The organism is Actinophytocola sp. KF-1, from assembly GCF_054661535.1.
Genome location: NZ_BAAFVK010000004.1, coordinates 622,297 through 649,248 on the forward strand (window position 1 = coordinate 622,297; position 26,952 = coordinate 649,248).

Genomic DNA, 26,952 nt, shown 5'->3' on the forward strand with positions numbered 1-26,952 from the left:
TGTGTCGTGGGTGAAGGTCGGCGTCGGGCTTCCCAACACCATTCCGGGCATCTCGGGCGAGGTGCTCGTCGAGTGGGTGCGCCGGGCCGAGGCCGGCCCGTTCAGCACGCTCGGCGTGCTCGACCGCCTCGTCTACGATTCCGTCGAGCCGTTCGCCGCGCTGTCGGCGGCCGCGGCCGTCACGTCCCGGATCGGGCTCGCCACCAACATCGCGATCGGCCCGCTGCGCTCCCCCGCCATGCTCGCCAAGCAGGCGCTTTCCGTGGCCGCGCTCTCGGACGGGCGGTTCGCGCTCGGCCTGGGCGTCGGTGCGCGCCGCGACGACTACGCGGCGGCCGGGGTGAACCACAAGACCCGCGGCGCACGGTTGTCCGAGCAGCTCGCCTACCTGCGCGGACAGCTGGACGAGTCCGGGATCGGGCCGTCGCGGTCGCCGGTGGAGCTGCTGGTCGGCGGCTCGTCGGGGGCCGCGCTGGCACGCATGGCGCGTTACGCCGACGGGTACGCGCACGGCGGCGGCCCGCCCCGCGCGTTCGGGTCGGCGGCCAACCGGGCCCGCGCCGCGTGGCGGGACCTGGAGCGGGAGGGCGAGCCGCGGCTGTGGGGCCAGGGCTACTTCGCGTTCGGCGACCCGGACCGCGGCAGCGCCTACCTGAAGGACTACTACGCGTTCACCGGCCCGTTCGCGGAGAAGATCGCGGCCGGGAACCTGACGTCGGCGCGTGCCGTGCGGGACTTCGTGCGCGGCTACGAGGCGGAGGGCTGCGACGAGCTGATCCTCTACCCGACCGTCGCGTCGCTCGACGACCTGGACCGGCTGGCCGAGGCGGTGTCCTGATGCGCGTGTCGGTCGTGGGCGGCGGGCCGTCGGGGCTGTACCTGGCGATCCTGCTGCGCAAGGCCGGGCACGACGTGTCGGTCGTGGAACGCAACGCGCCGGACGCGACGTTCGGCTGGGGCGTGGTGTTCTCCGAGGAGACGCTCGGCGCGTTGCGGGACGCGGACTACGCCACCTACCTGGACATCACCGACTCGTTCGCGCGCTGGACGTCGATCGACATCCGCTACCGGGGCCGCGTGCTGCGCTCCTCGGGTCACACGTTCTCGGCGATCAAGCGCACGCACCTGCTGGCGATCCTGCAGGAGCGGTGCCGCGAGCTGGGCGTGTCGCTGACCTTCGGCACCGAGGTGGCCGCGGCGGAGCCCGCCGACCTCGTCGTGGCCGCCGACGGCGCGAACAGCACGCTGCGGCGGAGCGCGGACTTCGGCACCACGTCGACCCCGCAGGGCTGCAAGTACGTGTGGTTCGGCACCGACCTCGTGCTGGACGCGTTCACGTTCGTGTTCAAGGAGACCGAGCACGGGCTGTTCCAGGTGCACGCGTACCCGTTCGACGAGCACACGAGCACGTGGATCGTGGAGACGACCGAGCCGGTGTGGCGGCGCGCGGGCCTGGACCGGATGTCCGAAGAGGACAGCATGGCGTTCTGCCAGTCGCTGTTCGCCGACGAGCTCGGCGAGCACCGGCTGATGTCCAACAAGTCGATCTGGCTGGACTTCCCGCTGGTGCGCAACGAGACCTGGCACCGGGGCAACCTGGCGCTGATCGGCGACGCGGCGCACACCGCGCACTTCTCGATCGGGTCGGGCACGAAGCTCGCGATGGAGGACGCGATCGCGCTGGCAAACGCTTTCGTGCGCCATCCGTCCGATGTGGAGGCCGCGCTCGTCGACTACGAGCTGGAGCGCCAGCCGGTGGTGGAGCGGTTCCAGCAGGCGGCCGGGGACAGCGCGGCGTACTTCGGGCGGGTGCGCAGCCACCTGAAGCTCGCGCCGATCCAGTTCGCGGCGAACCTGCTGACCCGCAGCGGCCGGATCAGCCACGCGAACCTCACGCAGCGGGACCCGGCGTTCATGCGGGTGCTGGATTCCTGGTTCTCCGCACACGCTTCCGGGGCGCCGCACGTGCCGGGCGCGGTGGCGCCGCCGCCGATGTTCGCACCGCTGCGGCTGAACGGCGTGACGGTGCGGAACCGGGTGGTGCGGGCCGCGCCCGACCTCGCCGAGGCGGCGCGTGCCGGCGCGGGGCTGGTGCTGACCGGATTCGTCGCGGTCGCCGACGACGGCCGGGTCTCGCCCGCGACGCCGGTGCTCGACGACTCGTGGGCAGCGGTGGTGAAGGAGGTCCACGACGCGGGTGCGCTCGCCGGGGTCCGGCTGGGTCACGCCGGGCGCCGGGGCGCGACGCGCGCGGACGGCGGTGTGGACGTGCCGCTGCGGGACGGGTGGCCCCTGCTGTCGGCCTCTCCCCTGCCCTACACGCCGGTCAGCGCGGTGCCCGCCGAGGCGTCCGAGGCCGACCTGGCGCGGGTCCGGGCCGACTTCGTCGCCGCGGCCGAACGGGCGCGGGACGCCGGGTTCGACGCGCTCGAGCTGGACCTCGCCGACGGCCACCTCCTCGCGAGCTTCCTGTCGCCGCTGACCAACAAGCGCTCCGACGCGTACGGCGCCGAGCCGCTGCGGTACCCGCTGTCGGTGGTGGACGCGGTGCGCGCGGTGTGGCCGGGGCTGCTCGCCGCGCGGCTCACGGTCACCGACCTCGCGCGGGGCGGCACGACCGTCGAGCAGGGCATCGCGTACGCGCGTGCCCTCGCCGAGCACGGTGTCGACCTGGTCCACGTCCGGGCCGGGCACACGACCGCGACCTCGCGGCCCGAGTACCGGCGCGGCCACCTGACCACGCTGTCCGACCGGGTGCGCAACGAGGCGGGGGTGCCGACGCTGGTCGGCGGCTACCTCACGACCCCGGACGAGGTGAACACGGTCGTCGCCGCCGGGCGCGCCGACCTGTGCCTCTTCGAACCGGCCCCGACCCCGCTGGAGCAGCCGTGACCGCGTTCGCCGACCTCACGTCACCGCAGGTGGCCGAGCTCCTGTCGGGTACGCGGACGCCGGTGCTGCTGCTGCCGGTCGGCGCGGTCGAGCCGCACGGCCCGCACGGGCCCCTCGGCACGGACGAGATCATCTCGGCGGGCATGTGCCGCCGGGCCGCCGAACGGCTGGCGGACGACCCGGACGTGCGGGTGCTGGTGCTGCCCGCGCTGAACTACGGGGTCACGCGGATGGGCGCGGCGTTCCCCGGCGCGGTGTCGGTGTCCGAGGCGACGCTGCACGCGCTGGTCACCGACGTGTGCGGAGCCCTGACCGCGCAGGGGTTCTCCCGGATCGTGGTGGTGAACAACCACTTCGAGCCCGCGCACGTCACCACGCTGCGCAAGGCCACAGCCGAGGCGGGGGTGGCCTACCTCGACCTCGTGCGCAGGCACAACGCCGCCCGGCTGACCGACGAGTTCCGGTCCGGGTCGTGCCACGCGGGCCAGTACGAGACGTCGCTGGTGCTCGCGGACCGGCCCGAGCTGGTCGACACCGGCACCGCGGCCACGTTGCCGCCGGTCCCGGTGAACCTCCCCGCCGCGATGGCCGAGGGCAAGGCCGACTTCGTCGCGATGGGCATGGACCGCGCCTACTGCGGCGACCCCGCCGGCGCGTCCGTCGCGGAGGGACAGTCCACGTTCGACACGCTCACCGACCTGCTCGTGGAGACCATCCGGGAGGTCGCATGACGACCCTGTTCAACGTCGCCGACCACTTCGTCGACCGCAACCTGGCGCTCGGCAGGGGCGACCGGGTCGCGCTGTACACACCGGACGGCGCCACCACGTACGCCGAGCTGGCCGCGCTGGTGAACCGGGTCGGCAACGTGCTCCTCGAACTCGGGGCGCGGCGCGGCGCGCGGGTGCTGCTGGCCCTGTCCGACGGCGTCGAGTTCGTCGCCACCTGGTACGCGGCGCAGAAGATCGGCGCGGTCACCGCCGAGGTGTACACGTTCCTGCAGCCCAAGGACTACCGCTACTTCCTCGACTACACCGGTGCGTCGGTGGTCATCGCGGACCCGGTCACGCTCGACCGGCTGCGCGAGGCCGGGGTCGGCGACCGCCAGGTGCTGGTCGTCGGCGGCACGGACCTTCGGCCCGGCGAGCACGACTTCGCGACGCTCGTGGCGCAGGCGCCCGACACGCTCGCGACCGCCGACACCACCCGCGACGACGTCGCGATCTGGAAGTTCACCACCGGCAGCACCGGGGCCCCGAAGGCGTGCGTGCACACCGCGGCGAGCCCGATCGTCAGCCATGAGAGCTACGCGCTCGGCGTGCTGGGCATCGCGGAGGACGACATCGTGCTGCCGGTGCCGAAGCTGTTCTTCGGCTACGCCCGGGATCTGACCGCGCTGTACCCGTTCGGTGTCGGCGGCGCCGGGATCGCGTTCCCCGAGCGGACGACGGCCGAGAAGATCTTCGAGCTGATCGCCCGGTTCCGGCCGACGATCCTGGTGAACGTGCCGACGATGATGAGCGCGATGGTCGCCCACCCGTCGGCGGCCGAGCAGGACCTCAGCTCGCTGCGGCTGTGCACGTCGGCGGGGGAAGCGCTGCCCGCGGAGCTGCACCGCAAGTGGGACGAGGCGTTCGGCGTCGAGGTGGTCGACGGCATCGGGTCGTCGGAGGCGTACCACATCTACATCTCCAACCGGCCGGGCGCGGCGCGGCAGGGCAGCTGCGGGCAGGTCGTGCCCGGCTACTCGGCGCGGGTCGTCGACGACGCGGGCGCGCCGGTGCCGGACGGCGAGGTCGGCGTGCTGGAGGTCACCGGCGGCACGGTCGCGCTGGAGTACTTCGGCGACGAGGAGAAGTCGGCGGCGACCTACCGCGGCGACACCGTCCACACGGGCGACCTGTTCAGCCGCGACGCCGACGGGTTCTTCTACTACCACGGCCGCGCCGACGACCTGCTGAAGTCCGGCGGGATCTGGGTGGCGCCGAGTGAGATCGAGCACTGCCTCATCGGGCACGAGGACGTGCTCGAGTGCGGTGTCACCGGGTTCGAGGTGGACGGCCTGACACGGCCGCGCGCCTACGTCGTGCTGCGCGCGGGCGCCACGCCGTCGGCCGACGACCTGAAGGCCTACGTCCGGGAACGGCTGTCCGGGCACAAGTGCCCGCAGGACGTCGTGTTCGTGGACGCGTTGCCGCGCACCACGAACGGCAAGCTGGACCGGCGCGCGCTGCGAGCGATGTCATGAGGCTCGTGGTGGTCACCGGCGGGACGCGGGGCATCGGCGCCGCGATCGCCAAGCGTTTCACCGACCTCGGCGACCGGGTGGTCGCGCTGGGGCGGGCCGACTGCGAGGTCACCGACGAGGCCGCGGTGGCCGAGGTGTTCGGTTCGCTCGGCGAGGTGGACGTGCTGGTGAACAACGCGGGCGTGTCGTCGAGCGCCCCGCTCGCGAAGACCACTGTGGACGAGTGGCGGTCCCAGCTCGACGTCAACGCGACGGGCGCGTTCCTGTGCACGCGGGCGGTGCTGCCCGGCATGCGGGCCCGGAACACCGGCCGGGTCGTGACGGTCGCGTCGACGGCGGCGCTCGCCGGGCAGAAGTACACGTCGGCCTACACGGCGTCGAAGCACGCGGCGGTCGGGCTGATGCGCGCCGTGGCCGCCGAGGTGGCGGGCACGGGTGTGACGTCGAACGCGGTGTGCCCCACGTTCGTGCGCACGGACATGACGACCACGACGGTCCAGCGCATCGCCGCGACCACCGGGCGGTCCGAAGAGGACAGCGAACGGATCGTGGCGGGCATGTCGCCGCTCGGGCGGCTGCTGGAGCCGGAGGAGGTCGCGTTCGCGGTGGCGTTCCTCGCCGCGCCGGAGGCGGCCGCGATCAACGGTCAGACGATCGTCCTGGACGGAGGAGGTGTACAGGCATGAGTCCGTTCCGGGCGTCGCCTGGGTTCACGCAGGAGTGGAAGCACTTCGACCTGTCGGTGGCCGACGGGGTCGCCACGGTCACGCTGAACCGGCCGGACAAGCTGAACGCGCTCACGTTCGACGTGTACGCGGACCTGCGCGACCTGCTCGCCGAGCTGCCGCACCGCGGTGACGCGCGCGTGGTCGTGCTGACCGGCGAGGGCCGCGGGTTCTGCTCCGGCGGTGACGTCGAGGAGATCATCGGCGAGCTGCAGAAGATGGCGGCCGCGCAGCTGCTGGAGTTCACGCGCATGACGGGTGCGGTGGTGAAGGCGCTGCGGGAGTGCCCGCTGCCGGTCATCGCGGCCGTCAACGGCGTCGCGGCGGGCGCCGGGTCGGTGATCGCGCTGGCCAGCGACTTCCGGCTGCTGGCGGAGTCGGCGAAGTTCGCGTTCCTGTTCACGAGGGTGGGCCTGGCGGGCGCCGACATGGGTTCGGCGTACCTGCTCCCCCGGCTGGTCGGCCTCGGCCGGGCGACGGAGCTGCTGATCCTCGGCGACAAGATCGACGCGGCGCACGCGGACCGCATCGGCCTGGCCACGAAGGTCGTGCCGGACGACGCGCTGGCCGAGGAGGCGACGGCGCTGGCGCGGCGGCTCGCGGACGGCCCGGCGCTCGCGTACTCGACGACGAAGGTGCTGCTGACCCGCGAGCTGGACATGGACCTGGGCAGCAGCATCGAGCTGGAGGCCATGACGCAGGCGCTGCTCATGAAGAGCGACGACCACGCGGAGTTCTACGCGGCGTGGTCGGCGGGCCGTAGTCCTCAGTGGACCGGCCGATGAGCGCGCACGAGATCGTGACCGCGCCCGGGCTCGCCGAGCCGGTCGGGTTCGCGCACGCGGTGGTCGCCGCGCCGGGCCGCACGGTGTACCTGGGCGGCCAGACCGCGCAGGGACCGGACGGCGCGATCGTGGGGTCGACGATGGCGGAGCAGTTCGACCAGGCCGCGGGCAACGTGGTCGCGGCGCTGGCCGCGGCGGGCGCCACGCCGGACCACCTGGTCTCGTTGATCATCTACACGACCGCGGTCGGCGAGTACCGGACGGCGCTCAAGGAGCTGGGCCCGTTGTGGCGCAAGCACTTCGGCCGACACTACCCGGCGGTCGCGCTGCTGGGCGTGGCCGAACTGTTCGACGAGGCGGCGAAGATCGAGCTGGTCGGCACGGCGGTGATCCCATGACGTACACCCACCTGTCCCCCGCGCACGAGGAGCTGCGCGTCCACACGGAGAAGGTGGCGGCGTCCCTGCCCGGCCACGGGGAGCCGGGGCGGATCAACCGGCCACTGCTGACGGCGCTGGCCGAGCAGGGCCTGCTGGGCAGGCTGTTCCCGAAGACGTCCGCGATGGACCTGTGCGTCATCCGGGAGGCGCTGGCCCGCCACAACACCGAGGCGGAGACGGCGTTCGCGTTGCAGGGCCTCGGCACGTACCCGATCCTGCTGGCCGGCCGCGAGTCCGTTGTGGACAGGTGGCTGCCGAGGATCACCGCGGGCGAGGCGGCGGTGGGGTTCGCGCTCACGGAACCGGAGGCGGGCTCGGACGCGGCTTCCCTGTCGTTGCGGGCGGTCCGCGACGGCGACGGCTTCCGGTTGACGGGCGAGAAGGTGTTCATCTCGAACGCCCCCGATGCGGACGTGTACTCGGTCTTCGCGCGCACGAGCGACAACGGCGCCCGGGGCATCACGGCGTTCGCGGTCCCGGGTGACGCCGACGGGCTGACCGGCACGCGGCAGCGCCTGGTGTCACCGCACCCGATCGGCCGCCTGCACTTCGCGGACGTGTACGTGCCTGCCGAGTCGGTGCTGGGCGAGGTGGACGGCGGCTGGCGGGTGGCGATGCGGACGCTGGACATGTTCCGCCCGAGCGTCGGCGCGTTCGCGGTGGGCATGGGACAGGCGGCACTCGACGCGGCGGTGGCGCACACCGCGCAGCGGGAAGCGTTCCGCAAACCTTTGCGCGACTTCCAGGGGGTGTCCCACCAGCTGGCCGACGTGGCGACGAAGCTGCGGGCGGCGCGCCTGCTGGTGCACGACGCGGCGGCCGCGTACGACTCGGGCGCCGAACGCACGGGCCACCTGTCGGCGATGGCGAAGCTCTTCGCGACGGAGGCGGCCCAGCACGCGGTGGACGTGGCGATCCAGGTGCACGGCGCGCGTGCGCTGGAGGAGGGGCACCTGCTGGAGCACCTGTACCGGGAGGTGCGGGCACCCCGCATCTACGAGGGCGCGAGCGAGATCCAGCGGGAGATCATCGCGCGGCAGCTGTACCGCTGAGGGAGGGCGGCGGCCTCCGGCCCCCGGTTTCCACGCTACGGCAAGGCACCGACATCGCCGCCCGGTTCACCACCGGTTGTCCACAGCAACGCTGCCTGTCCACAGGCGAGCCGCCACGTGACCGTTCTCGTCGGCGCCTTGCCGTACGCTGGAAACCGGGGGCCGGAGGCCGTCGCCGCCGTGACGCGCAGTCGGGCCGAACCTCACCACAGTGGCGTCCAATCAGACCGAACCCCCACCGCGGTGGCGCGCAGCCCGGCCGAACCTCACCACCATGGCGTCCAACCAGGCCGAACCTCACCACCGTGGCGTCCAACCAAACCGAACCCCCACCGCAGTGGCGCGCAGCCCGGCCGAACCTCACCACCGTGGCGTCCAGCCCGGCCGAGTCTCACCACTGTGGCATCCAACCAAACCCGAACCCACCGCAGCGGCGACCGGCCAAACCGAACCCTCACCGCAGTGGTGCGCAGCCCGCCGAATCCCACCACCGCGGCGTCCAACCAGACCGAACCTCACCACCGTGGCGTCCAACCAGACCGAACCCCCACCGCAGTGACCTCCGGCCGGGCCGAACCTCACCACAGCGGCGACCAGCCAGACCGAAGTCCCACCACAGCAGCATCCGGCGGGGCCGAACCTCACCACCGTGGCGTTCAACCAGACCGAACCCCCACCGCGGTGGCGTCCAGCCCGGCCGAACCCCCACCGCGGTGGCGTCCAGCCCGGCCGAACCTCACCCACCGTGGCATCCAGCCAGACCGGACCTCACCACAGCGGCGTCCAACCAAACCGAACCTCACCACGGCGGCGTCCAGCCCGGCCGAACCGCACCACAGCGGCGACCGGCCGGGCCGAAGCCTCGCGGCTCGGCCCGGCCGGGCACCTACCGGACCGGGATCGTCGCGAACGCCGCGTCCAGTTCCGCGTCGGTCAGTTCGCGGTCGACCATGCCGCCCGCGAGGTGGTTCGCGTACGCGGGCAGGTCGAGGTGCGCGTGGCCGCACAGCGCGGTCAGGATCACCTTCTCCTCACCGGTCTCCTTGCAGCGCAACGCCTCCCGCACGCACTCGGCCAGCGCGTGCGTCGGCTCCGGCGACGGGATGATGCCCTCCGCGCGCGCGAACCGCACACCCGCGGCGAAGCACTCGTTCTGGCCGATCGCGACCGCGTCGACCAGGCCCAGCTCCACGATGTGCGACAGCAGCGGCGACATCCCGTGGTACCGCAGGCCACCGGCGTGGATCGGATCCGGGATGAAGTCGTGGCCGAGCGTGTGCATCTTCAGCAGCGGCGTCAGCCCCGCGGTGTCGCCGAAGTCGTAGGCGTACTTACCGCGCGTGAGGGACGGGCACGCGGCCGGCTCGACGGCCCTGATCTCCGGTGCGATGTTGCCCGCGAGCTTCTCCCGCAGGAACGGGAACACGAGACCGCCGAGGTTCGAGCCGCCGCCCGCGCAGCCCACGATCACGTCCGGGGTGTCCCCGGCCATCGCGAACTGGCGCAGCGCCTCCTCGCCGATGATCGTCTGGTGCAGCAGCACATGGTTGAGCACGCTGCCCAGCGCGTACCTGGCCGCCGGGTTGGCCGCGGCCTTCTCGACCGCCTCGCTGATCGCGATGCCGAGGCTGCCGGTCGAGTCGGGGTGCTCGGCGAGGATCGCCTTGCCCGCCTCGGTCAGCTCCGACGGGCTCGGGTGGACGGTCGCCCCGAACGTCTCCATCATCATCTTGCGGTACGGCTTCTGGTCGTACGACGCGCGGACCTGCCACACCTCGCACTCCAGCCCGAACTGGGCGCAGGCGAACGCGAGCGCGCTCCCCCACTGCCCGGCGCCGGTCTCGGTCGTCAGCAGGCTGACGCCCTCCTGCGCGTTGTAGTACGCCTGCGGCACCGCCGTGTTCGGCTTGTGCGAGCCGACCGGGCTGACGCCCTCGTACTTGTAGTAGATGCGGGCCGGGGTGCCGAGCGCCTTCTCCAGCCGGTGCGCCCGGAACAGCGGCGACGGCCGCCACAACCGGTACACCTCCTGTACCCCTTCCGGGATCGGGATGTAACGCTCCGTGCTGACCTCTTGCTCGATGAGCGCCTGCGGGAACAGCGGCGCGAGGTCCTCGGGGCCCACCGGCTCGCCGGTGCCGGGGTGCAGCGGCGGCGGGGGCGGCGACGGCAGGTCGGGCACGATGTTGTACCAGGCCGTCGGCATGTCTGACTCGTCGAGGATGAACTTGGTGCGGCCGGCCATGGGTGCCTCCGGGTACGTCGTGTGATCGAGACCGACACCAACCTAGGTCCCGGAGCCGGGGGAAGAAAGGCGTAACCCGAGACGTTAACCTGTCGTGGTGAACGTCGAGGTGACTCCGCTGCCAGGGATCGGGACGCGTCAGGACTTCCTGTCGCGCGGAGGACGCCGGATCGGTGTGATCACCTACCGGGACGGGCGTTCCGAACTCATCGTGTCGCGTGTGGACGACCCGGACACGTGCACGGCGTCGATCCCGCTCACCCCGGACGAGGCGGGCACGCTCGCGAGCCTGCTCGGCGCGCCCCAGTTGGTCGCGCAGCTGCAGGACGAACTGGACGGCGTGCACACCAAACAGCTGCCGCTCCTGCCCGGCTCCCCTTACGACGGACGCACACTCGGTGACACCGCGTTGCGCACGCGGACCGCCGTGTCGGTCGTGGCCGTGGTCCGCGCGGGCACCGTGCACCCGTCACCGCGCCCGGACTTCATGCTGGGCGGCGGCGACGCCCTGATCACCGTCGGCACCAAACAGGGGCTCGCCAAGGCGGCTGAAGTCCTGGCCCACGGGTAGCGGCGGATGCACTCGACCGCAGTCGCGCTGATCGAACTCGGCGCGATCTTCTTCGGCCTGGGTGTGCTCGGCAGGATCGCGTGGAAGATCGGCATCTCGCCGATCCCGTTCTACCTGCTCGGTGGCCTCGCGTTCGGCAGCGGCGGGATCCTCCCGCTCGAGGGCATCGAGGAGTTCACGTCGCTCGCGAGCGAGATCGGCGTGATCCTCCTGCTGCTCCTGCTCGGTCTCGAGTACTCGGCGGCGGAGCTCGTGACCGGCCTGAAGCGGTCGTGGTTCGCGGGTCTCGTCGACATCGTGCTGAACGCGGCCCCGGGCGTCGCGGTCGCGCTGCTGCTGGGCTGGGGCCCGGTCGGCGCGCTGGCGATGGCGGGCGTCACATACATCTCGTCGTCCGGCATCGTCGCGAAAGTGCTCGGTGACCTGGGCAGACTCGGCAACCGCGAGACACCGGTGATCCTGTCGATCCTGGTGTTCGAGGACCTGGCGATGGCCATGTACCTGCCGATCCTGACGGCCGTGCTGGCGGGCGCCACCCTGCTCGGCGGCCTGACCGCCATCGGGATCTCGCTGGCCGTGGTCACGGTGGTGCTCGTACTGGCACTGCGGTTCGGCCGGTACGTGTCGGCGATCGTCGACAGCCCCGACCCCGAGGTGTTCCTGCTGCGCTTGCTGGGTGCCGCGCTGCTGGTGGCGGGGCTGGCGTCGCAACTGCAGGTGTCGGCGGCGGTCGGCGCGTTCCTGCTGGGCATCGCGATCTCGGGGTCCACGGCGGAGAACGCGACCCGCATGCTCGAACCGCTGCGCGACCTGTTCGCGGCCATGTTCTTCGTGGTGTTCGGCCTGAACACCGTGCCGTCGACCATCCCCCCGGTCCTCGGCGTCGCACTCGCGCTGGCCGCGGTGACGACGATCACGAAGCTGGTGACCGGCTGGTGGGCGGCGAAGCGGCAGGGCATCGCCCGGCTGGGCCGTGCACGCGCAGGCGCGGCACTGGTGGCACGGGGCGAGTTCTCGATCGTCATCGCGGGACTGGCGGTGTCGGCGGGCGCGGTGGACTCGCAGCTGGCGGCACTGGCGACCGCGTACGTCCTGATCATGGCCATCCTCGGCCCCCTGGCGGCCCGCTTCATCGAACCGGTGGCCCGCCTCGCGATCACCCGCCTCCGCCCGGCCACCGCCTGACCCGGTGCGGACGGCTGCGGTGTCCTGAACGCGCCGTTCAGGACAGATCCGCCAACAGCAGACCGCTCCTCGGCTTCGGCGTGAAGTACGTGCTCTTCCTCGGCATGCGGCGCCCAGCGGCGTGCTCGGCCAGCACCGTCGCCAGCGGCACCGGCGCCAGCTCGATGACCGCCTCCGCGTCCGCAGGCGGGACGCGCCCCGCGGGCAGCGGGTGCACCTTCGCACTCTCCGGATCCAGGCGCAGCGCCCCCGCCAGCAGTGTCTCCTCCACCACCGCGTGGTCGAGCCCGGACGGCAGATCCACCACCAGCGTCACCCCCGGGCAGCGCACCACGGCCGTACCGGGCTCGGCCGACGCCGTCTCCACCTCGCGCACCGCCAGCCCCGCCGCCCGCCACGCCTCCGCCAGGTCGGCCCCGGACAACCCGGTGCCCGTCAGCACCCGGTGGAACGCGCCGATGCGCAACGCGGGCCCCGCGGTCACCAGCGCCAGCAGCCCGCCGGTACGCGCCGCCGCGACGCGGTGGTTGCCGTCGGCGACCATGAGCGGGTGCGCCTCCACCACGTCGAGCAGCGCCGTGTCGCCGGTCAGCCAGAGCCGGTGCCGCCGCCCTCGGGAATCCACTGTGGACACGTCCGGTGCGTGGCGCGCGGTGTGGGCGCGGACGTGCGCGGTCAGCTCGTCGCGGTCACCGACGGGGACGAGCATCGCGGCGCTCGTGGCGCAGCCGAGGCCGGCGAGGACCGCCGCGCGCTCGTCGACGATCTCCGGGTAGACCTCCTCGCTGTGGCGGACCCGGCCCGCGTCGACGGCCGCGGGGTCGACCATGCAGAGCACGCCGCACGCCGTCCCGTCCGGGCCGTCCACTTCGTACGGCGCGATCACGTTCGCCACCTCGCGGTACGCGGTCCTGCGCAGGTAGGCGAGCGTGTTCCTGGCCGCGGGCAACGACTCCAGCAGCCCACGTCCGGCCGCGATCGCCTCCGGCGTCCGATGTGGATGCTGGACGGCGAGCAGGGAGCGGGTCGCGGCGCCGGGTTCGGCCAGCGCGGCGGTGACCCGTTCCGGTTCGGCGAACTCGTCGACGTCCGGGCCGGGCACCTCGCGCCGCACGACCCAGCCGCGCGCGACCGGCCGCACCCACCTCACAGGTCGACGGCGGCGAACAGCGAGCCGACCTCCTGGCGGGTCAGCGCGCGGAGCGACCCGGACCGCTGGTTGCCGAGGTGGACGTCGGCGATCTGGGTGCGGACGAGCTTGCGCACCGGCAGGTCGACGGCGGCCAGCAGCCTGCGGACGATGTGGTTGCGGCCCTCGTGCAGCACGACCTCGACCATGGCGCGCCCGCCGCTGGTGTCGACGACCCGGAACGCGTCGACCCGCACCGGCCCGTCGTCCAGCTCGATGCCGTCGCGGAGCCGGCGGCCGACGCCCCGCGGCACCGGCCCGGGCACCTCGGCGAGGTAGGTCTTGCTGACGACGAACGACGGGTGCATCAGCCGGTGCGCGAGGTCGCCGTCGTTGGTGAGCAGCAGCAGGCCCTCGGTCTCGGCGTCGAGGCGGCCGACGTGGAAGAGCCGCTCGTCGCGGTCCCGGACGTAGTCGCCGACGCACGGCCTGCCGCGGTCGTCGGACATGGTGGTGTGCACGCCGCGCGGCTTGTTGAACGCCAGGTAGACGAGCCCTTCGCGGACCACGACCCGCACGTCGTCGACGTGGATGACGGCCGTGTCCGGGTCGACGCGCCTGCCGAACTCGGTGACGACGGCGCCGTCGACCTTGACCCGGCCCTGCGCGATGAGGTCCTCGGCGGCGCGGCGCGAGGCGACGCCCGCGCGGGAGAGCACTTTCTGCAGGCGCACGCCGTCCTGTTCAGAGTTCATCGATGGAGTCGACCTCCGGAAGCAGCGGCGCGATCGGCGGCAGGTCCTCCAGGGAGGACAGGCCGAGGCGCTCGAGGAACAGTTCGGTGGTGCGGTAGAGGTGACCGCCGGTCTCCTGGTCGGTGCCGGTCTCCTCCACCAGCCCGCGGGCGAGCAGGGTGCGGATGACGCCGTCGCAGTTGACCCCGCGGACGGCGGCGACCCTGGCGCGGGTCACCGGCTGACGGTAGGCGATGACGGCGAGCGTCTCGAGCGCGGCCCTGGTCAGCTTCGCCCGCTGGCCGTCGAGGAGGAACTTCTCGACGTACGGGGCGTAGCGGTCGCGGGTGTAGAAGCGCCAGCCGCCGCCCGCCCGCCGCAGGTCGATGCCCCGGTCCTGGTCCGTGTACCTGGTGGACAGCAGGCGCAGGTGCTCGGCCACCCGCAGCGGCGTGGTGTCGAGCGCGTCTGCGAGGGCCTCCTCCTCGACGGGCGAGTCCACGACCAGCAGCAACGCCTCGAGCGCGGCGTCGAGCTCGTCGTCGCCGAGCGGGACGGGGCCCTGCTCGACCTCGTCGTCGGCTGGTTCGCCGGCTGGTTCGTCGGCGACCACGGCGGCCGCCGGATCGACCGGGAGGTCGCCCGGATCGACCGGTTCGGCGTCGGTCGCGGCCTCCTCAGTGGCATCGTCGGCCTCCGCTCCGGTGGCTTCCGCCGCGGCGGCGTCCACGTCGGCGTCTTCGGCTCCGGCGACACCTTCCGCCCCGGCACCCTCGGCTCCGGCGGCTTCCACCACGGCGGCGTCCACATCCGCGTCTTCGGCTCCGGCGACACCTTCCGCCCCGACACCCTCGGCTCCGGCGGCTTCCACCGCAGCGGCATCCACATCCGCGTCTTCGGCTCCGGCGACACCTTCCGCCCCGACACCCTCGGCTCCGGCGGCTTCCGCCGCAGCGGCATCCACATCCGCGTCTTCGGCTCCGGCGACACCTTCCGCCCCGGCACCCTCGGCTCCGGTGTCCGCTTCCGCGTCGGCACCCTCGGCTCCGGTGTCCGCTTCCGCGTCGGCACCCTCGGCTCCGGTGTCCGCTTCCGCGTCGGCACCCTCGGCTCCGGTGTCCGCTTCCGGGTCGGCACCCTCGGCTCCGGTGTCCGCTTCCGCGTCGGCACCTTCCGCTTCCGGGGCCGCGGCTCCGGTGGACTCCTCCCGCGTCGAGGCCACCGGCTCGGCCATCGGCCCATCGGCCGGCAACGGCTCGGCGTCCGGCGACAGCGGGGCGTCGACGTCACCGCCGGCAACGGGCGGGGGCTTCGGGAGGGGCTCCGCGTCCGGTGGGGTCGTGTCTGGGTGCTGGTCGCTCACCCGTACTCCTCCTCGTCGCCGTCGGGCGCGGCGGCCTCGGCTTCCTCGGCCGTGCCGCCCGTCCACTCGACGGTCAGTTCCGAGAGCGCTTCCTCCTGGTGGAACAGGATCACGTTCTCCTTGTAGAGGTCGAGCAGGCCAAGGAACCTCGCCACGACCTCGATGCTGTGTTCGCAGTCGGCGACCAGGTCGGCGAACGTCGCCCGGCCTGCCGATGCCAGTTTCACCCTCAGCACGGCGACGTGCTCGCGGACCGACACCTTGCCCATGTGCAGGTGGTCGATGGACACCGTCGGCGGGGGTTTCGGGCGGAAGACGGCCGCGGCCAGCTCGGCGAAGCGGCCTGGCGTGACGCCGAGCATCACCTCGGGCAGGAGCGACTGGAACCGGTCCTCCAGCGCCACCGACCGGGGGTACCGCCGCAGCGCGCCGGCCTCCAGCTCCGCGAACAACGCGGCCACCTGCTTGTACGCCCGGTACTGCAGCAACCTGGCGAACAGCAGGTCACGCGCCTCGAGCAGCGCCAGGTCCTCCTCGTCGTCGACGTCGCCGGACGGCACGAGCCTGGCGGCCTTGAGGTCGAGCAACGTCGCGGCGACGACGAGGAACTCGGTGGTCTCGTCGAGGTTCCAGTCGTCGCCCGCCTGCTGGAGGTGGGCGATGAAGTCGTCCGTCACCCGGTGGAGCGCGACCTCGGTGACGTCCAGCTCGTGCTGCGAGATCAGCTGCAGCAACAGGTCGAACGGACCCTCGAAGTTCGACAGCTTGACCGTGAACCGCGGCGAGGGCGCAGGCTCAGTCGTCATGACGCAGTCGGCGGACCAGCACCGACTCCTCGCCACGGTCCTCGAAGTCGGCGAGCACGACGGCGATCGCCTCGCGGACGACACGGCCGCGGTCGACGGCGAGGCCGTGGCTGGCGCGCAGCGCGAGCCGCACGTGCTCGAGGGCGAGCAGTTCCTCGTCCGACACGTAGACGGTGATCTTCGACGTGTGCTTCTGCCTGGGCGTGCCCCGGCGCGCCTGCCCCTGCGGTGGGGCGTGCGGCACCCGGCCCTGCTCGAACCTCAGCGGGAGCACACCGTCCGCGTGCCCTGTCGGTCTGAACAGCTCATCCGCGCCCGGCAACGAAGGCCGGCGCGTCACCTGGCGATCACCTCTCGGGCCAGCAGGCGGTACGCCTTCGCGCCGGCCGAGCGCGGCGCCCACACCGTGATCGGCGCGCCGGCGACCGTGGTCTCCGGGAACCGCACGGTCCGGTTGATCACGGCGTCGAACACGATGTCGCCGAAGCGCTCGACGACCCGGCCCATGACCTCGCGCGAGTGCACGGTGCGCGGGTCGTACATGGTGGGGAGGATGCCCGTGATCTCCAGCTTCGGGTTCAGCCGCTCGCGGACCTTCTCGATGGTGTCGGTGAGCAGCGCGACGCCGCGCATCGAGAAGTACTCGCACTCCAGCGGGATCAGCACCCCGTCGGCGGCGGCGAGCGCGTTCACGGTCAGCAGGCCGAGCGAGGGCTGGCAGTCGATCAGGATGTAGTCGTACTCGTCGATCACCGGCCGCAGCGCGCGGACCAGCGTGTGCTCGCGGCCGACCTCGGCGACGAGCTGCACCTCGGCCGCGGACAGGTCGATGTTGCTCGGCAGCAGGTCCAGGTTGTCGACACTGGTGCGCATGATCGCGTCCTGGATGCCGATGGACCGCTCGATGATGACGTTGTAGATCGTTTTCTCGAGTAAGTGCGCGGGCATGCCGAGGCCAACGGACAGCGCGCCCTGCGGGTCGAAGTCGACGATGAGCACCCGGCGGCCGTACTCGGTCAGCGCGGCACCGAGGTTTATCGTCGAGGTGGTCTTGCCGACGCCGCCCTTCTGGTTGCACAGCGCGATGACCTTGGCGGGGCCGTGGCCGTTGAGCAGCGGGGGTTCCGGGATGTGGCGCTTGGGGCGCCCACCGGGTGCGGCACCGTTGGGGCTCTCGTCGAGAACCTCCTCCTCGTCGGAGGCCGCCCTCGGTGCGAGGCTGAGCTCCTGGTCCGAGGGGTGCAATGTCGACATATCGACCTAGCTCCTTGTCGTCCGCGCTGTGCGGGGAAGCTTAGAGATTGCCGCCCTGCCTCGGCAAAGAGGCTCGCCGTACCAGGTCGCAATACCTGGAATTCTTGAGCTGACCTGCGCGTTCGGCATGGCTAAACGACCTTGAGGAGGCCCCGTGGCGGTCCGTCAGCTCCGTCTCGTCGTCACCGCGGACGACTACGACGCGGCAGTGCATTTCTACCGTGACGTGCTCGGCATGCCCGAGCGGGTCGCCGTTCCACCGGAGAACGGCGGGCGCGTGATGATCCTGGACGCCGGCGCGGCCACGCTCGAACTGGCCGAACCGGCCACCGCCGAGTACATCGACCAGGTCGAGGTCGGCCGCCGCGTCGCGGGCCACATCCGGGTCGCCTTCGAGGTCGACGACGTGCACGGCGGCACCGCCGCGTTGCGGGAGGCGGGCGGTGCGGTTCTCGCCGAGCCGACGCCCACGCCGTTCAAGTCGACCAACGCCCGGGTGGAGGGGCCCGCGGGACTGCAGTTGACGCTCTTCCAGATGGACTGAGTGGCCTCCGGCCCCCGGTTCCATGGTCTCACGAGGCACCGACAGTTCCGGGATACCGAGGCGAGGTGTCCACAGGTGTCCCGGTAGCGGTTCGGCCTCCCCGGTCGGCTCCCCGGTCGGCTCGTCGAGCGGCGGAGCCTGCGGTGCGGCGGCCGGGTGGCTGCGGGGCGCGTCTCGACGACGGTCTCGCTGCTTCACTTCGCGGGGCGTGGCCTCCGGCCCCCGGCTCCACGATCCCACGGGACACCGACAGTTCCGGAGCGCCGCGGCGGGGTTGTCCACAGGCACCTGAGAACGCGGCTCCCGAGGTGATGAGGCTGGCTGCCCAGGGATGCCTCTCGTGCTCGCTGCCGCACTCTGTGGGGCGTGGCCTCCGGCCCCCGGCTCCACGATCGCACGGGACACCGACAGTTCCGGAGCGCCGCGGCGCGGTTGTCCACAGGCTCCTTGACGGCGAGGCCGCGAGGTAAGGAGCCTCCTGCCGGAGGGCGCGTCTCGACGACGTACTCGCCGCCTCACCGGGGCGTGGCCTCCGGCCCCCGGTTCCAGGATCCCACGCGGCACCGACAGTTCCGGGATGCCGAGACGGGGTTGTCCACAGCTACGGTGACCCCGTGAAGGCTGGGGTGCTGGCCGTCGTGCTGGCTGTGCTCGGGTGGGGTGAGATCGTCCACTGGCGTGCGTCGCGGCGGGGGTTCGGAGGCGCCGCCCGCACGGGCGCCGAGGCGGTGGTCGTGCTCGGGTACCGCAACCGGGGCGAGCGGGCGAACGCGGTGAACCGGTGGCGGGTGCGGGCCGGGCTGCGGTCGTTCGACGGGCCGGGTGTGCTCGTCCTCAGCGGTGGGCCGGTCGCGGGTGGACGTCCGGAGGCGGCGCTGATGGCGGCCTACGCGCGCGACGTGTGCGGGTACCGCGGCCCGCTGGCCGTCGACACCGCGAGCCGCAGCACCTGGCAGAACGTCGCGAACGTCATCCCGCTGGTCGAGGGCGCCGACCGGATCAAGATCGTGTCGCATTCGCTGCACGCGGAGAAGGCCCGGGGGTACCTGCGGCGGCAGCGGCCGGACCTCGCGGCCCGGCTGGTCCGTGGCCGTGACTACCGGCTCGGCGAGTGGCTGCTCCTCAAACCCGCGCTCGCCGTGCTGGGCCTGCGCAACCTGCGACGGCTTCCACCGCGCTAACCCCGTGCCCTCGGGTGCGCGGTCGCGTACACCTCGCGCAGCGTGGTGACGGTGACGAGCGTGTAGATCTGCGTCGTCGTCACCGACGCGTGGCCGAGCAGTTCCTGCACCACCCGGACATCGGCACCGCCCTCGAGCAGGTGGGTCGCGAACGAGTGGCGCAGCGTGTGCGGCGACACGGACGCGGTCAGGCCCGCACGCTCGGCCGCCACCTTCAGCGTCTGCCACGCGCTCTGCCGCGACAGCCTGCCGCCGCGGACGTTCAGGAACACCGCCGGTGTGCCGCGTCCTGCCGCGGCCAGCGCGGGGCGGGCGCGCACGAGGTACGCGTCCAGCGCGTCGAGCGCGGGACGGCCGATCGGCACCAGGCGTTGCTTGCCACCCTTGCCGTCCAGCAGCACGGTCCGCTCGGCGGTGTCGATGTCGTCGAGGTCGAGGCCGACCGCCTCGGAGATCCGGGCGCCCGTCGAGTACAGCACCTCCAGCAGCGCACGGTCGCGCAACGCGTCCGGCGCCGGCGCCTCCAGCAGGCGGAGCACGTCGTCGACCGGCAGCGCCTTCGGCAGCCGCCGCGGGGTGGACGGCGGCTTCACCTCGCGTGCCGGGTCGAGGTCCACGATGCCCTCGCGCACCGCGAACTTGTGCAGCCCCCGCACGGCGACCAGCGCCCGCGCCGCGGACGACGCGGCGAGCGGCGGGTGGTCGTCCGATCCCTCGCGCAGCACGGCGAGGAACGCCGACACGTGTGCCTCGCTCACCGCGCCCAGCGACGGCACCCCCAGCGACGCCAGGTGCCGTTCGTACCGCCGCAGGTCGCGGGTGTACCCGTCGAGCGTGTGGCGCGACGTGCCGCGTTCGACGGCCAGGTGGTCGAGGTACGCGGTGATCGCGTCGGTGACAGCCGCGCTCAGGCCGCACCTCCGAACGGCATCCCGTGCGCCTGTGCGACCTCCGCGAGCACGACCTTGCCGTCGGCGACGTTCAGCCCGGCGGCCAGCGCGGGGTCGTCGAGCGCGCCGGTGCCCTTGTCCGCCAACGACACCGCGTACGGCAGCGTCACGTTGGTGAGCGCCCACGTCGACGTGTTCGGCACCGCGCCCGGCATGTTCGCGACGCAGTAGAACACCGACTGGTGCACGGTGTACGTCGGGTCGGCGTGCGTGGTCGGCCGCGAGTCCTCGAAGCAGCCGCCCTGGTCGATGGCGATGTCGACGAGCACCGACCCCGGCCGCATCCGCGCGACCAGCTCGTTGCTCACCAGCTTCGGCGCCTTCGCGCCGGGCACGAGCACGGCGCCGATCACGAGGTCGGCCCACCGGCACGCCTTGTCGATCTCGTAGGCGTTGCTGGCGACGGTCTGCAGGTGACCGCGGTAGGTGAAGTCGATCTGCCGCAGGCGGTTCACGTTCGTGTCGAGGACGACGACCTCGGCCTGCATGCCGACGGCGATGGTGGCGGCGCTCATGCCGGCGACACCGGCGCCGATCACCGCGACCTTGCCCGCGGGCACCCCGGACACCCCGCCCAGCAGCACCCCGCGGCCGCCCTGCGCGCGTTCGAGGCAGTGGGCGCCGACCTGCGGCGCCATCCGGCCCGCGACCTCGCTCATGGGCGCGAGCAGCGGCAGCGAGCCGTCCGGTCCGCGGACCGTCTCGTAGGCGATGGCGGTGGTGCCCGCGTCGACCAGCGCCTTCGTGCACTCCTCGTTGGCGGCGAGGTGCAGGTAGGTGAACAGGATCTGGTCGCGCCGCAGCCGGGGGAACTCCTCCGGCATCGGCTCCTTGACCTTGAGCACGAGATCAGCGGCCCACACCTCGTCGGCCGACGGCACGATCCGCGCGCCGGCGGCCTCGTAGTCCGCGTCCGGCAGCGACGACCCCTCGCCCGCGCCTGCCTCGACCAGCACGTCGTGGCCGCGGTGCACCAGCTCCACGACCCCGGCGGGCGTGATCGCCACCCGGTACTCGTGGTTCTTCACCTCACGAGGCACTCCGACCAGCACCCGCGACACCTCCACGGTGGATCGGCCGGACGCCCTTGTCCGACCCCTGTGGAGCCGGAGCCTAGCGCCGTCGGTGGCCGCGCTCAGGGTGGCGCGCCTGACGTACTGTGGACACGTGACCGACAGCGACGAACTCCGCATCGGCACCGCGGAGCGCGAGGACGCGGTCAGGCTCCTCGGTGAGCACATGTCCGAGGGCAGGCTGGCGCTCGAGGAGTACGAGGAGCGCACGGCCGCGGCACTCGAGGCACGCACCCGCGGTGACCTCAAGCCGCTGTTCAGGGACCTGCCCGCGCCGTTCCCGGCGTTCATGACGCCGCCACCGGCCGCGCTCCGGGCCGCGCCGGCGCCGTACTACCCGGCGCCGCCCGCGGTGGTGCCCTACGAGTCCGACCGGTACCGCGTGGCGGCCGGCGTGCTGCAGATCGTGCTGCCGTTCGGCATCGGGCGGTTCTACACCGGCCACACCGGCATCGGGCTCGCGCAGTTGCTGACGAGCTTCGTCGGCATCGGTGTCATCTGGAGCTTCATCGACGGGATCATCATCCTGGCGGGCGGCGGCACCGACGCCGACGGCAGGCGGCTGCGGACGTAGCCAGGCCACCGGGTCGCCGCGCGGGTCGCCGTCAGCGCACTACCCGCACAGGAAACCCCGCAGCAGCGCGGCGGTGCCGTCCAGGTGCTCGTCCATGGCCTGCCGCGCCGCGGCCGGGTCGCCTGCCAGTATGGCGTCCACAATGGACCGGTGCTGGGCCTCGGAGTGCTCGATGTTGACCGCCAGCAACGGGATCGCGTCCAGCAGCTCGTTGACCCGCGACCGCACGTCGGCCACCGCGGTGGTCAGCGACGGGGACGCGGTGACCTCGGCGATCGCCAGGTGCAGGCGGGAGTCGCGGCGGCGGTACTCGCCGTCGTCGAGGTCCGCGCCGGACACGTCGAGCAGGGCGGCGGTCAGGTGCCGGCGTTCGGCCTGGGTGAGCGCACGCGCGGCGGCCGCCTCCGCCGCGCCGCTCTCCAGCACCCGCCGCAGCGTCAGCACGTCCTCCAGGTCACCGCCCGGCGCGGGCCGCGGCGGCGGGGTCGGCAGCGTGGCGGCCACGAACGTGCCGCCGTAGCGGCCGCGCCGGGACTCGACGTAACCCGCGTCGGCGATCGCGCGGATCGCGTCCCGCAGCGTCACCCTGCTCACGCCGAGACGGGCGGCCAGCTCCCGTTCGGACGGCAGCCGCTCCCCCGGCCCGGCGACGCCGAGCCGGATCGCCTGCAGCAGCCGTTCCACCGTCTCCTCGAAGGCGTTGCGCGTCCGCACCGGGCGGAACAGCGCGGCGGCGACTCCTTCGTGGACGGCCACAGTCGACACCTACAGCGGCGTGACGTACGCGCCCGAGATCCCGCCGTCCACGAGGAACGTCGACGCGGTCATGAAGGACGAGTCGTCACTGGCGAGGAACGCGGCGGCGGCGGCGATCTCCGACGGTTCCGCGAACCGGCCCATCGGCACGTGCACGAGCCGCCGCTGCGCCCGCTCGGGGTCGGACGCGAACAGCTCCTGCAGCAGCGGCGTGTTCACCGGGCCCGGGCAGAGGGCGTTGACGCGGATGCCCTCGCGCGCGAACTGCACGCCCAGCTCGCGGGTCATGGACAGGACGCCGCCCTTCGAGGCGGAGTAGGAGATCTGCGAGGTCGCCGCGCCCATCACCGCGACGAACGACGCCGTGTTGATGATCGACCCCTTGCCCTGCGCACGCATGTGCGGGAGGACGTACTTGCAGCACAGGTACACCGACGTCAGGTTGACCTTCTGCACGCGGTCCCACGCCTCGATGCCGGTCGCCAGGATCGAGTCGTCCTCCGGCGGGGAGATGCCCGCGTTGTTGAACGCGACATCCACCCGGCCGTGGTCCGCGACGACCTGCGCGAACAGGGCCTCGACCGCGGCCTCGTCGGTGACGTCGCAGGTGATCGCCGCGCCGCCGGTCTCCTTGGCGAGCGCCTCGATGGCGTCGGTGTTCAGGTCGACGCCGACCACGACGGCACCCTCCTCGGCGAACCGCTTGGCCGAGGCGAGCCCGATGCCGCTCGCCGCGCCGGTGATGACGGCGACCCGGTCCTGCAGACGCTTCACTCAGACTCCCTCTGTCGCGATGAACACGTTCTTGGTCTCGGTGAAGGCGTCCAGGGCGTCCGGCCCCAGCTCCCGCCCGAGTCCCGACTGCTTGACGCCGCCGAAGGGCGTCCAGTACCGCACCGACGAGTGCGAGTTGACCGACAGGTTCCCGGCCTCGACGCCGCGCGCGACCCGCATGGCGCGGCCGAGGTTCTCGGTCCAGATCGACCCGGACAGGCCGTACTCGGTGTCGTTGGCCATCCGGATCGCCTCGGCCTCGTCGTCGAAGGTCTGCACGGTGACGACCGGCCCGAACACCTCCTCGACGACGGTCCGGTCGGTGCCCGCGCGCGGCAGCACCACGGTCGGCGGGAACCAGAACCCGGCCCCTTCCGGCGCGCTTCCCCGGAACGCCACGTTCGTGCGCTCGTCCACGTAGGACTGGACGGTCGCGCGGTGCGCGGCGGAGATCAGCGGCCCCATCTCGGTCTTCTCGTCACCGGGGTCGCCGACGACGACACCCTGGACCGCGGGTTCGAGCAGCTCCATGAACCGCTCGAACGCGCTGCGCTGCACCAGGATCCGGGACCGGGCGCAGCAGTCCTGACCCGCGTTGTCGAACACCCCGTACGGGGCGGTCGCGGCCGCCTTCTCCAGGTCGGCGTCGGCGAACACGATGTTGGCGTTCTTGCCGCCGAGCTCCAGCGTCACCCGCTTGACCTGCGCCGCGCAGCCTGCCATGACCTGCTTGCCGACCTCGGTGGAGCCGGTGAAGACCACCTTGCGCACCAACGGGTTGTCGACGAACCGCTGCCCGACGACCGAGCCCTTGCCGGGCAGCACCTGGAACACGTCCTCGGGAATCCCGGCCTCGCGGGCCAGCTCACCGAGCCGCAGCGCGGTGAGCGGGGTCAGCTCGGCCGGTTTGAGCACGACCGTGTTGCCCGCGGCGAGCGCGGGCGCGAAGCCCCAGCCCGCGATCGGCATCGGGAAGTTCCACGGCACGATCACCCCGACCACGCCGAGCGGCTCGGCGAACGTGACGTTCACCCCGCCCGGCACCGGGATCTGCTTGCCGAACAAGCGTTCCGGGGCGGCCGCGTAGTAGTGCAGGACGTCGCGGACGTTGCCCGCCTCCCAGCGGGCGTTGCCGATGGTGTGGCCGGAGTTCTCGACCTCCAGCCGCGCGAGGTGCTCGCGGTCGGCGTCGACGGCGTCGGCGAACCGGCGCAGCAGCCGCGCCCGGTCGGCCGGTGCCACGTCCCGCCACGCGGGCAGCGCCCGGTGGGCCCGCGCGATCGCGGCGTCGGCCTCCTCGGCGGACACCAGTTCGACGCGGGTGACCACCGCCTCGGTGGCCGGGTTGATGACGTCGGTGCTGCTCATCTGCTCCCCTTGAAAGCACGGGCCGCGTCGGCCAGCGCCGCGAACAACCTGCTGTCGGCCCCGTTCTCCTCCGGGTGCCACTGCACGCCGAGCACGAAGTCCGGTTCGGCCAGCTCGACCGCCTCGACGGTCCCGTCGCCCGCCCACGCCACCGGGACCAGCCCGGCGCCGAGGACGTCGACCGACTGGTGGTGGTGGCAGTGGACGTCCACATCGGACCCGATGATCGCGGCGAGCCCGCTGTCCGCCAGCACCTTCACCGACACCGTGCCGAACACGCCGGGCCTCGGCAGGTGGTCGTCGTTGCCGACCACGTCGGGGGTGTGCTGGTGCAGCGTGCCGCCGAGGACGACGTTCAGCAGCTGCATGCCGCGGCACACGGCGAGCAGTGGCACGCCGTTGGCGAGCGCGGCCTCGATCAGCACGTGCTCGCTGTGGTCGCGGTCCGGCCGGGCGGGCCCGGTCGCCGGTGCGCGGTCGGCGCCGTAGTGCACGGGGTCGACGTCCGCGCCACCGGCGACGATCAGACCGTCCACACGCGACAGCAGGTCGGCGCTGACGGCGCCGGCGGGTGGCAGCAGCACCGGCACTCCCCCGCCGTTGACCACACCGTCGAGGTAGCCGCGCGGGAGCACGGCCGCCTGCGTGTCCCACAGCCCGAACCTCGACTGCTCCAGGTACGTCGTGATGCCGATGACCGGCGGGCTAGAGGCGTTCGAAGCCACGGACCCGCTCCCAGTCGGTCACGGCCGCGTCGTACGCGGCCAGTTCGACCCGCGCGTTGTTGAGGTAGTGCTCGACCACCTCGTCGCCGAACGCGGCGCGCGCGAGCTTGCTCTCGGCCAGCAGGTCGGCCGCGTCCCGCAGCGTCGACGGCACCTGCGGCTTGTCGACGCCGTAGGCGTTGCCGGTGAACGCGGGTTCCAGCGGCAGCTCGTTCTCGATGCCGTGCAGCCCGGCCGCGACCAGCGCGGCCACCGCCAGGTAGGGGTTCACGTCACCGCCCGGCACCCGGTTCTCCACGCGTAACGACTCGCCGTGACCGACCACGCGCAGCGCGCACGTCCGGTTGTCGATCCCCCACGCGACGGTCGTGGGCGCGAAGCTGCCCGCGGCGAACCGCTTGTAGGAGTTGATGTTCGGCGCGAAGAAGTACGTCAGCTCGCGCAGCGCGGCCTGCTGCCCGGCGACGAAGTGCGCCATCAGCGTGGAGAACCCGTGCTCGCCGTCGCCCGCGAGCACGGTGGACCCGTCGGTGCCGCGCAGGCTGATGTGGATGTGGCAGGAGTTGCCCTCGCGCTCGTTGTACTTGGCCATGAACGTGAGGCTCTTGCCGTGCCGGGCCGCGATCTCCTTGGCGCCGGTCTTGTAGATGCTGTGGTTGTCGCACGTGGTCAGCGCGGTGTCGTAGCGGAACGCGATCTCGTGCTGACCGGGGTTGCACTCGCCCTTGGCGGACTCGACGTACATGCCGGCGCCGGACATGCCGTTGCGGATGTCGCGCAGCAGCGGCTCGAGCCTGCCGGTGCCGAGCATCGAGTAGTCCACGTTGTACTGGTTGCCGGGCGTCAGGTCGCGGTAGCCCTTCCGCCACGCCTGTTCGTAGGTGTCCTCGAAGACGATGAACTCCAGCTCGGTGCCCACGTACGCCGCGAGGTCGCGCTCGGCGAGGCGGTCGAGCTGGCGGCGCAGCACCTGCCGGGGCGACGACGCGACCGGCCCGCCCCCCACCTCCTCGACGTCGGCGAGCACCAGCGCGGTGCCCGGGTGCCACGGCACGAGCCGCAGCGTGCCGAAGTCGGGGCGCATGACGAAGTCGCCGTAGCCGGTCTCCCACGAGGACATGCGGTAGCCGTCGACGGTGTTCATCTCGACGTCCACGGCCAGCAGGTAGTTGCAGGCCTCGGTCGCGTGCGGGACGACCTCGTTGAGGAAGTACTCGGCGGCGCACCGTTTGCCCTGCAGGCGGCCCTGCATGTCGGTGATCGCGACGAGGACGGTGTCGATCGTGCCGTCCGCGACCAGCTCGCGGAGGCGGTCGAGCGTGAGCATCCCGTCGCGGTGCCCCATGAGCTCCTCCAAAGGATCAGTTGCGACCCATTGTCCATCGACTGCTTGACACAGCACTGTAACTCGGATCACGCTCTGGAGAAATCCAAAGGACTGATGCTGGCCCATTGGACCGAGGAGGGCGCTCGTGACGACCGACAACCCCCAGGCCAAGGCGACCGACGAGCCGGTGTCGCGGAGAAACGCCGACGAAGCGCGCCTCCACGAGCTGGGCTACGCGCAGGAGCTGGCCC

At 72.4% G+C, this 26,952-nt stretch carries 27 protein-coding genes; 13 read left to right on the plus strand and 14 right to left on the minus strand.

The window, feature by feature from the left end:
* Window positions 1-10 precede the first annotated feature (10 nt).
* Genes ACYQ77_RS15870 through ACYQ77_RS15905 form a run of 8 tightly spaced genes read left to right on the plus strand, consistent with a single transcriptional unit; the run spans window position 11 to window position 8,142 of the window.
* Window positions 11-838: an LLM class flavin-dependent oxidoreductase gene (locus ACYQ77_RS15870; RefSeq protein ID WP_459711833.1), complete on the plus strand. Its 828-nt coding sequence runs from the start codon at window positions 11-13 to the stop codon at window positions 836-838.
* Window positions 838-2,892, plus strand: coding sequence for an FAD-dependent monooxygenase (locus ACYQ77_RS15875; protein ID WP_459711834.1), 2,055 nt, complete (start codon window positions 838-840; stop codon window positions 2,890-2,892). The genes ACYQ77_RS15870 and ACYQ77_RS15875 overlap by 1 nt, the downstream gene beginning before the upstream one ends.
* On the plus strand, window positions 2,889-3,623 hold the full coding sequence (locus ACYQ77_RS15880) for a creatininase family protein (protein WP_459711836.1): 735 nt from the start codon (window positions 2,889-2,891) through the stop codon (window positions 3,621-3,623). Before ACYQ77_RS15875 ends, ACYQ77_RS15880 begins: the two co-directional genes overlap by 4 nt.
* Entirely contained in the window at window positions 3,620-5,140 is a 1,521-nt protein-coding gene (locus tag ACYQ77_RS15885; RefSeq protein WP_459711838.1) for a benzoate-CoA ligase family protein, read from the plus strand. The genes ACYQ77_RS15880 and ACYQ77_RS15885 overlap by 4 nt, the downstream gene beginning before the upstream one ends.
* Window positions 5,137-5,826, plus strand: a complete 690-nt coding sequence (locus ACYQ77_RS15890; protein WP_459711840.1) for an SDR family NAD(P)-dependent oxidoreductase — start codon at window positions 5,137-5,139, stop codon at window positions 5,824-5,826. Before ACYQ77_RS15885 ends, ACYQ77_RS15890 begins: the two co-directional genes overlap by 4 nt.
* The gene (locus ACYQ77_RS15895) at window positions 5,823-6,650 is read left to right on the plus strand and encodes an enoyl-CoA hydratase family protein (protein ID WP_459711842.1); all 828 of its coding nucleotides are present in this window, start codon (window positions 5,823-5,825) and stop codon (window positions 6,648-6,650) included. Before ACYQ77_RS15890 ends, ACYQ77_RS15895 begins: the two co-directional genes overlap by 4 nt.
* Window positions 6,647-7,048, plus strand: a complete 402-nt coding sequence (locus ACYQ77_RS15900; RefSeq protein WP_459711844.1) for a RidA family protein — start codon at window positions 6,647-6,649, stop codon at window positions 7,046-7,048. Before ACYQ77_RS15895 ends, ACYQ77_RS15900 begins: the two co-directional genes overlap by 4 nt.
* On the plus strand, window positions 7,045-8,142 hold the full coding sequence (locus ACYQ77_RS15905) for an acyl-CoA dehydrogenase family protein (RefSeq protein ID WP_459711846.1): 1,098 nt from the start codon (window positions 7,045-7,047) through the stop codon (window positions 8,140-8,142). Before ACYQ77_RS15900 ends, ACYQ77_RS15905 begins: the two co-directional genes overlap by 4 nt.
* Before the next feature lie 886 nt (window positions 8,143-9,028).
* Here ACYQ77_RS15905 and ACYQ77_RS15910 read toward each other — a convergent pair.
* On the minus strand, window positions 9,029-10,387 hold the full coding sequence (locus ACYQ77_RS15910) for a TrpB-like pyridoxal phosphate-dependent enzyme (protein ID WP_459711848.1): 1,359 nt from the start codon (window positions 10,385-10,387) through the stop codon (window positions 9,029-9,031).
* A gap of 97 nt (window positions 10,388-10,484) precedes the next feature.
* Between ACYQ77_RS15910 and ACYQ77_RS15915 the strand changes: the two genes are divergently transcribed.
* Both ACYQ77_RS15915 and ACYQ77_RS15920 read left to right on the plus strand, forming a co-directional pair.
* Window positions 10,485-10,958 carry a cation:proton antiporter regulatory subunit gene (locus ACYQ77_RS15915; protein WP_459711850.1) on the plus strand — a complete coding sequence of 158 codons (474 nt, stop codon included), beginning with the start codon at window positions 10,485-10,487 and terminating at the stop codon, window positions 10,956-10,958.
* A 6-nt stretch (window positions 10,959-10,964) separates the two neighbouring features.
* Window positions 10,965-12,143 carry a cation:proton antiporter gene (locus ACYQ77_RS15920; RefSeq protein ID WP_459711851.1) on the plus strand — a complete coding sequence of 393 codons (1,179 nt, stop codon included), beginning with the start codon at window positions 10,965-10,967 and terminating at the stop codon, window positions 12,141-12,143.
* A 37-nt stretch (window positions 12,144-12,180) separates the two neighbouring features.
* Here the strand turns inward: ACYQ77_RS15920 and ACYQ77_RS15925 are convergent, their stop codons facing one another.
* The 6 genes from ACYQ77_RS15925 to ACYQ77_RS15950 all read right to left on the minus strand — a co-directional run bounded on the left by ACYQ77_RS15925 (window position 12,181) and on the right by ACYQ77_RS15950 (window position 17,429).
* On the minus strand, window positions 12,181-13,293 hold the full coding sequence (locus ACYQ77_RS15925; protein WP_459711853.1) for a DUF1015 family protein: 1,113 nt from the start codon (window positions 13,291-13,293) through the stop codon (window positions 12,181-12,183).
* On the minus strand, window positions 13,290-14,027 hold the full coding sequence (locus ACYQ77_RS15930) for a pseudouridine synthase (protein WP_459711856.1): 738 nt from the start codon (window positions 14,025-14,027) through the stop codon (window positions 13,290-13,292). The genes ACYQ77_RS15925 and ACYQ77_RS15930 overlap by 4 nt, the downstream gene beginning before the upstream one ends.
* Window positions 14,017-15,240, minus strand: coding sequence for an SMC-Scp complex subunit ScpB (gene scpB / locus ACYQ77_RS15935; protein WP_459711933.1), 1,224 nt, complete (start codon window positions 15,238-15,240; stop codon window positions 14,017-14,019). Before scpB ends, ACYQ77_RS15930 begins: the two co-directional genes overlap by 11 nt.
* 125 nt (window positions 15,241-15,365) lie before the next feature.
* On the minus strand, window positions 15,366-16,175 hold the full coding sequence (locus ACYQ77_RS15940) for a segregation and condensation protein A (protein WP_459711858.1): 810 nt from the start codon (window positions 16,173-16,175) through the stop codon (window positions 15,366-15,368).
* Window positions 16,165-16,449, minus strand: a complete 285-nt coding sequence (locus tag ACYQ77_RS15945; RefSeq protein ID WP_459711861.1) for a hypothetical protein — start codon at window positions 16,447-16,449, stop codon at window positions 16,165-16,167. Before ACYQ77_RS15945 ends, ACYQ77_RS15940 begins: the two co-directional genes overlap by 11 nt.
* A gap of 62 nt (window positions 16,450-16,511) precedes the next feature.
* Entirely contained in the window at window positions 16,512-17,429 is a 918-nt protein-coding gene (locus ACYQ77_RS15950; RefSeq protein WP_459711863.1) for a ParA family protein, read from the minus strand.
* Window positions 17,430-17,583: 154 nt separating this feature from the next.
* Between ACYQ77_RS15950 and ACYQ77_RS15955 the strand changes: the two genes are divergently transcribed.
* Both ACYQ77_RS15955 and ACYQ77_RS15960 read left to right on the plus strand, forming a co-directional pair.
* The gene (locus ACYQ77_RS15955; RefSeq protein WP_459711865.1) at window positions 17,584-17,973 is read left to right on the plus strand and encodes a VOC family protein; all 390 of its coding nucleotides are present in this window, start codon (window positions 17,584-17,586) and stop codon (window positions 17,971-17,973) included.
* A 614-nt stretch (window positions 17,974-18,587) separates the two neighbouring features.
* Entirely contained in the window at window positions 18,588-19,154 is a 567-nt protein-coding gene (locus tag ACYQ77_RS15960; protein ID WP_459711867.1) for a YdcF family protein, read from the plus strand.
* Here the strand turns inward: ACYQ77_RS15960 and xerD are convergent.
* Together xerD and ald are read right to left on the minus strand one after the other, a co-directional pair.
* Window positions 19,151-20,065 carry a site-specific tyrosine recombinase XerD gene (xerD, locus tag ACYQ77_RS15965; protein WP_459711935.1) on the minus strand — a complete coding sequence of 305 codons (915 nt, stop codon included), beginning with the start codon at window positions 20,063-20,065 and terminating at the stop codon, window positions 19,151-19,153. The two genes, ACYQ77_RS15960 and xerD, sit on opposite strands and share 4 nt — an antisense overlap.
* Complete coding sequence (gene ald, locus ACYQ77_RS15970; protein ID WP_459711868.1) at window positions 20,062-21,156, minus strand: alanine dehydrogenase; 1,095 nt, start codon at window positions 21,154-21,156, stop codon at window positions 20,062-20,064. Before ald ends, xerD begins: the two co-directional genes overlap by 4 nt.
* A 115-nt stretch (window positions 21,157-21,271) precedes the next feature.
* Between ald and ACYQ77_RS15975 the strand changes: the two genes are divergently transcribed.
* A complete protein-coding gene (locus ACYQ77_RS15975) occupies window positions 21,272-21,751 on the plus strand; it encodes a DUF1707 domain-containing protein (RefSeq protein ID WP_459711870.1) in 480 nt (159 codons plus the stop codon).
* A 39-nt stretch (window positions 21,752-21,790) separates the two neighbouring features.
* Here ACYQ77_RS15975 and ACYQ77_RS15980 read toward each other — a convergent pair whose 3' ends face one another.
* From ACYQ77_RS15980 to ACYQ77_RS16000, 5 genes are read right to left on the minus strand one after another with little or no spacing between them, the layout of a single operon-like run.
* Complete coding sequence (locus ACYQ77_RS15980) at window positions 21,791-22,516, minus strand: FadR/GntR family transcriptional regulator (protein ID WP_459711872.1); 726 nt, start codon at window positions 22,514-22,516, stop codon at window positions 21,791-21,793.
* Complete coding sequence (locus tag ACYQ77_RS15985) at window positions 22,517-23,281, minus strand: 3-oxoacyl-ACP reductase (protein ID WP_459711874.1); 765 nt, start codon at window positions 23,279-23,281, stop codon at window positions 22,517-22,519.
* Window positions 23,282-24,649: an aldehyde dehydrogenase family protein gene (locus ACYQ77_RS15990; protein ID WP_459711876.1), complete on the minus strand. Its 1,368-nt coding sequence runs from the start codon at window positions 24,647-24,649 to the stop codon at window positions 23,282-23,284.
* Window positions 24,646-25,374: a gamma-glutamyl-gamma-aminobutyrate hydrolase family protein gene (locus tag ACYQ77_RS15995; protein WP_459711878.1), complete on the minus strand. Its 729-nt coding sequence runs from the start codon at window positions 25,372-25,374 to the stop codon at window positions 24,646-24,648. Before ACYQ77_RS15995 ends, ACYQ77_RS15990 begins: the two co-directional genes overlap by 4 nt.
* Complete coding sequence (locus ACYQ77_RS16000; RefSeq protein WP_459711880.1) at window positions 25,355-26,719, minus strand: glutamine synthetase family protein; 1,365 nt, start codon at window positions 26,717-26,719, stop codon at window positions 25,355-25,357. The genes ACYQ77_RS15995 and ACYQ77_RS16000 overlap by 20 nt, the downstream gene beginning before the upstream one ends.
* Window positions 26,720-26,952: the final 233 nt, after the last annotated feature.